Origin of the sequence: Coleofasciculus sp. E1-EBD-02, assembly GCF_040218245.1 — a bacterium.
Lineage (GTDB): Bacteria > Cyanobacteriota > Cyanobacteriia > Cyanobacteriales > Coleofasciculaceae > Coleofasciculus.
Genome location: NZ_JAVJQN010000205.1, coordinates 1 through 5,044 on the forward strand (window position 1 = coordinate 1; position 5,044 = coordinate 5,044).

The following is a 5,044-nucleotide window of genomic DNA, read 5'->3' on the forward strand; positions in this document are numbered from 1 at the left end:
GATGCGCTGTTTAAGTAGGTTTGTGGAAATAAACTCAACCATGTTAAGTTATGTTAACAAGCCTCAAACCCTTACAAATGACGAATGACGAATGACGAATGACGATCCCCACCGTTAACTTTAATTGTCCCCACCTACTTAATATTCCCTGGAAGGTTTTTGATTTCGCCAAAGGCATCAGGAGTGACATAGACTGTGTAACGACTCACTCCAACTCTTTCTCCACCTCATCCCACTTCAACCAACCTGCAACCGCGCGATCGCCCCCTGCTGCTTTTAAGTCGGCAAATGCTGTCCGGGTAATTTGTACATCTTCGAGGGTTTCTAACCATTCAATTAGCGCTTTCCATTCATCGGCGCTGATAACGGCTAAACGCTTGCCTTTTACAGTGACAAATTGGACAGATTGCAAAGCTTCCAGCGCTGTCATCGTATTTCCTCTTGACCAGTTGAATAAGAGAAAGCCTGGGAAGGCAGGCTTTGTTTCAGAATAACTCATTTGGGAATTAAGCATAGTAGAGGCAATTCATGAATCGCCCCTACAGATGATGGTTTAACAGTTAAACCTGAGTCAGTCCTGAGAATAAACCTAAGCAGTTACAGGTTCCAGTTCTTTCTCCACCTCAGGTGTATACTGACCCTCATGGGCAGCACCATTGCACTTCGCCCGATGCAGCAGCAGTTTTTGGGCTAAAGACACATTTGATTCTTTCCCCTTCCAGGCTTCCAAAGCAGGTTGCTGGATAGCACGGGCATAAGAGAAGGTTAATGTCCAAGGCGCTTGGTCTGCATATTTTACATTCATTGCATTCAAGTGAGCCGATGCTTGCTCATTACTCTGACCCCCAGACAGGAATGCTACACCCGCCACAGATGCTGGAACTGAATTCATCAAACATTGCACCGTCGCATCTGCCACTTCATTCACACTGGCTTGGTTGGGGCAATCCTTCCCAGAAATGACCATACTGGGTTTAAGGATCATTTGGTCGAAAGCTACCCGCTGAGTGTAAAGCTGATTGAAGACAGTGCGTAGGGTTTCCTCCGTTACCTGATAACAGCGTTCCAGAGTATGATCCCCGTCAATCAGCACTTCGGGTTCCACTATGGGAACCAAACCCCCTTCCTGACAGAGTTTGGCATACCGGGCTAATCCATGGGCATTTGCCTCGATACAACCCCGGCTGGGAATGCCATCACCAATCGTGATCACCGCCCGCCACTTGGCAAAGCGAGCGCCCATTTGATAATACTCCGCAATGCGATCGCGCAGACCATCAAGTCCTTCGGTTACTTTTTCCTCAGGGAAACCTGCCATGTCTTTGGCGCCAGTATCCACTTTAATTCCAGGGATTATCCCCGCATCGGTCATCATCTTGAGAAACGGTGTCCCGTCTTTGGTCGATTGGCGAATCGTTTCATCATAGAGAATCGCGCCACTGATGTAATTCCCTAAGTTAGGCGTGGTCAAAATTAACTCGCGATAGGTGCGACGCATCTCTTCGGTTTGGTCGATACCAACCTTCCCCAATCGCTTATTACAAGTGCCATTACTTTCATCCATCGCCAAGACACCCTTGCCGGGGGCAACCATTGCCTGTGCCGTCGCTCTGAGTTCTTGTGCGTAGGTACTCATTGTGAATCCTCTATTAAGTTTTTTTGCTATCTATTCATCAATGATGCAAGTTAATGGGTTTATTTGCAACAAGTAATCGGAAATTGGGCAGATTTTTCTTCGGGACTAGGACATATCAGCGATATGTTCGTCTTATTAGCCTATGTCTATCAACATTTTTCTCAAGAAATATTTATAACTCAGATGGAAACTTAAAGGAATTTGTTCGCCGCTAATTCTCGCGAACTACTTTCGGTATATATTTTTCCCTACTCCCTTGACAACTAGCGTACCCGCTTAACTTGTCACCAATGACCCTGATTTGGTATCAGAAGCTGGTAGGGGTGGATTGATTGGTTTACAGACGTGACAAGTCCTTGCCCTCTTCAGCTATCCGCGTCAAAATGAAGAAAAGTAAAAATGCTTATCATTTCGATACATTCTCTGAAAATGGCGCAAGAACAGGCATCCAATCAAACCTTTGACTACGATCTGGTCATCGTTGGCGGCGGTATTGTCGGCGCAACCTTCGCCTGTGCGTTGAAAAAGTCCGGGTTACGGATCGGATTAATTGAGGCAAAACCTCAGTCAGTCGCCGTAGCCAGACGGCAAGCTTACGCCCTATCACTGCTTTCTGGGCGCATTTTCCAAGGAATTGGGGTTTGGCAGACTATTCAGCCGCAAATTGCCACCTATCGGCAAATTCGCCTCTCTGATGGCGATTATCCCCAATTTGTGCAATTTCACCCCAGCGATTTAGGCACTCAGGATTTGGGGTATGTGGGCGAACATCGTCCCCTGCTTACCTCGCTGTATGAGTTTTTGGCAGATTGTCCGACTGTAAGCTGGTTATCTCCGGCGGAAGTGGTGGATGTGGAGTATCAAGCCTCTGGGGTAGAGGTTACGGTAAACGTGGATGGAACATCTCAGCACTTGCGATCGCGCTTAGTTGTCGCGGCTGATGGTTCGCGATCGCGTATTCGTACAGCCGCCGGAATTGGCACAAAAGGCTGGAAATATTGGCAATCCTGTGTCACCGCCCGGATTAAAACCGAGAAATCCCATAACGATACTGCCTTTGAACGCTTCTGGGAAAGTGGTCCGATGGGGGTACTCCCTCTGGCTGAAAATCGCTGTCAGGTGGTGTGGACAGCGCCTCACGCCGAAGCCCACCAGTTAAAGGACTTAGATGAACAAGAATTCCTCGAACTCCTAGAATACCGCACAGGCGGACTGTTGGGGCATTTAGAACTAGATAGCGATCGCATCGTCTTTCCCGTACAGTTAATGCAAAGCGATCGCTACACCCAACATCGCCTCGCCCTGATTGGCGATGCCGCCCATTGTTGCCATCCGGTGGGTGGACAAGGGCTAAATATGGGCATCCGAGACGCTGCCGCCCTTGCCCAAGTTATCCAAGACGCCCATCAACAGGGTGAAGATATCGGAGACGAACGGATACTCAAGCGCTACGAACGGTGGCGCAAACACGAAAATCTCGTCATTTTAGGCTTTACTGATTTCCTAGATCGAATATTTTCTAATAACTGGTTGCCCATCGTTACCCTACGTCGCATAGGATTATGGATGTTGCGTCATCTGTATCCTGTTAAGTGTTATGCTTTGCAATTAATGACAGGTTTCAAAGGACGTACTCCTCAAGTCGCTCAACTTAATCGAATGACACTGACTTAAGGCTGGTGGGTTGAGCGAAGTCGAAACCCACTATGGCGGACTGACACAGCTAAAATCGTGGAATAGATTTGACATTTAAACTGAGCGCAAGCCTTGCGCCCCTACAATTCTAATCCACCAAATAAGGTGTGCCACGCCACTACGATAGATAAAGGGTTTTGGCGATCGCCAAATGCTTATTTCAGTGCTATTCGACTTAAGCAGAATATCGCTGAATTGGTAAGTCTTTGAACCCGTTTTAACGGGTTTAAGCTTTGAGCCAGAACTTTAGTTCTAGGCTTACTTTTATCGTTGAGCCTCAGGAGCAATAAGTATACGTAAAAGATTTTCCAAATCATTCAAATCGCCAACAATACGTCGGACGGGGGGGGGCCAAACTCGCAGCAGTGTGGGAGTCGCTGAAATTTGATTAGCTTCTGCTTGTTCAGGATGCTTAAATACATCAATTACTTTTAGAGTATAAGGATGTTGTAGGGATTGTTCGAGTAACTGATGCAGTTTTTTCAGGATATGTTCAGTTGATCCACTATGTCCCGATACAAATAAGCGCAGGACATAACTAGGAGTAGTTAAGGGTGTAGATTCAGGCTGATTCGGATTCGATTCTCTCTCGGAGTTAGGGGAATCTAGAGTATTAATGCCTGTAGACGGTAGGTGGGACGATTCTTGCCACGGTGTTTGTTGAATCGTCCAACGTTCTGGGAAAGACCAAGCATAAGTCTGGGGAGATTGAATCAGACTTGAATCGTGATCATGCCTAGGATTAGCATCAGACAACTGTTCTAGACATTGATCCGGGCGATCGCAGCGGATAATCCAATCATGATCCTGCCACAATTGGGGAAAGCGATCGCGATACGTCTCCAAAACCATTGGATCACAAGACTCTTCCCGCCAAGGAGTGACTTGCCACAGCAGATTTCTAACACCAAACACCGCATTCAGCAAAGCCTGATGGTGTTGAATCGGTGGATAAAGTTCTGCTGACGTTCGCACCTGTTGGGTATAAGGATCGAGCCAACGATCAATTGTGCCAGTATATCCCGGCACTAAAAAATGGGGCGGTTCCGGTAATCCGAGAATTTCTTGTAAACTCGCACACAAATGCAAATGCCAATGCTCTTGTTTACTAGGGTCAACGCTATAAATTAAATCTCCCCCTGGTGTAAATAGGGCAATGCCCTTAAATAACTGAGGAAACGAGCGTTGAATCTCGTTCATTGCTGATTGTTGAGTGTAACAAGTTAGAGTATTTGCAGATAAAGGCGGCGAATAAACCGATAAGATTTACTTTTGCGCCGCCTCTTGATCCTAACATAAGACAAATGACGAATGACAAATGACAAATGACCAATGACAAATGACCAATGACAAAAGACCAATGACAAATGACCAAAGACAAATGACCAATGACAAATGACCAAAGACAAATGAACAATGACCAATGACGAATGACGAAAGACGAATGACCAAAGACAAAGGACAAATTAACATAGACAAATTAACAAAAACCAATGACAAATGACAAATGACAAATGACCAATGACCAATGACCAATGACAAATGATGAATAACAAAATCCTCTATTTTATAGCTGCGTCATTTCTCTTCTGGCTAGGCGGTTCTCATCCTTCCCCAGCAGAAATGATTGATCCAGCTATAAAATAGAGGATTTTGTTATTCGTCATTTGTCATTGGTCATTGGTCATTGGTCATTTGTCATTGGTCATTTGT

Annotated in this window: 5 protein-coding genes; 1 reads left to right on the plus strand and 4 read right to left on the minus strand. The window is 45.9% G+C overall.

From position 1 onward, the window contains the following. Positions 1-205: 205 nt before the first annotated feature. Positions 206-430 (minus strand): hypothetical protein, encoded by a 225-nt coding sequence (locus RIC07_RS32270; protein WP_446398093.1) that lies wholly within the window; start codon positions 428-430, stop codon positions 206-208. Between the two features lie 159 nt (positions 431-589). Next, positions 590-1,636: a class I fructose-bisphosphate aldolase gene (locus RIC07_RS32275; protein ID WP_446398094.1), complete on the minus strand. Its 1,047-nt coding sequence runs from the start codon at positions 1,634-1,636 to the stop codon at positions 590-592. A 399-nt stretch (positions 1,637-2,035) separates the two neighbouring features. Between RIC07_RS32275 and RIC07_RS32280 the strand changes: the two genes are divergently transcribed. Beyond that, positions 2,036-3,310, plus strand: a complete 1,275-nt coding sequence (locus RIC07_RS32280; protein WP_446398095.1) for an FAD-dependent hydroxylase — start codon at positions 2,036-2,038, stop codon at positions 3,308-3,310. 285 nt (positions 3,311-3,595) lie between these two features. Here the strand turns inward: RIC07_RS32280 and RIC07_RS32285 are convergent, their stop codons facing one another. Beyond that, positions 3,596-4,531 carry a circadian clock KaiB family protein gene (locus RIC07_RS32285; protein WP_446398096.1) on the minus strand — a complete coding sequence of 312 codons (936 nt, stop codon included), beginning with the start codon at positions 4,529-4,531 and terminating at the stop codon, positions 3,596-3,598. Positions 4,532-4,554: 23 nt separating this feature from the next. Next, positions 4,555-4,755: a hypothetical protein gene (locus tag RIC07_RS32290; protein WP_446398097.1), complete on the minus strand. Its 201-nt coding sequence runs from the start codon at positions 4,753-4,755 to the stop codon at positions 4,555-4,557. Positions 4,756-5,044 lie beyond the last annotated feature (289 nt).

Bases quoted from the DNA above. Each gene is read 5' to 3' on its own strand.
- RIC07_RS32270 (WP_446398093.1), bottom strand. From the start codon at position 430: ATGACAGCGCTGGAAGCTTTGCAATCTGTCCAATTTGTCACTGTAAAA.
- RIC07_RS32275 (WP_446398094.1), bottom strand. From the start codon at position 1,636: ATGAGTACCTACGCACAAGAACTCAGAGCGACGGCACAGGCAATGGTT.
- RIC07_RS32280 (WP_446398095.1), top strand. From the start codon at position 2,036: ATGCTTATCATTTCGATACATTCTCTGAAAATGGCGCAAGAACAGGCA.
- RIC07_RS32285 (WP_446398096.1), bottom strand. From the start codon at position 4,531: ATGAACGAGATTCAACGCTCGTTTCCTCAGTTATTTAAGGGCATTGCC.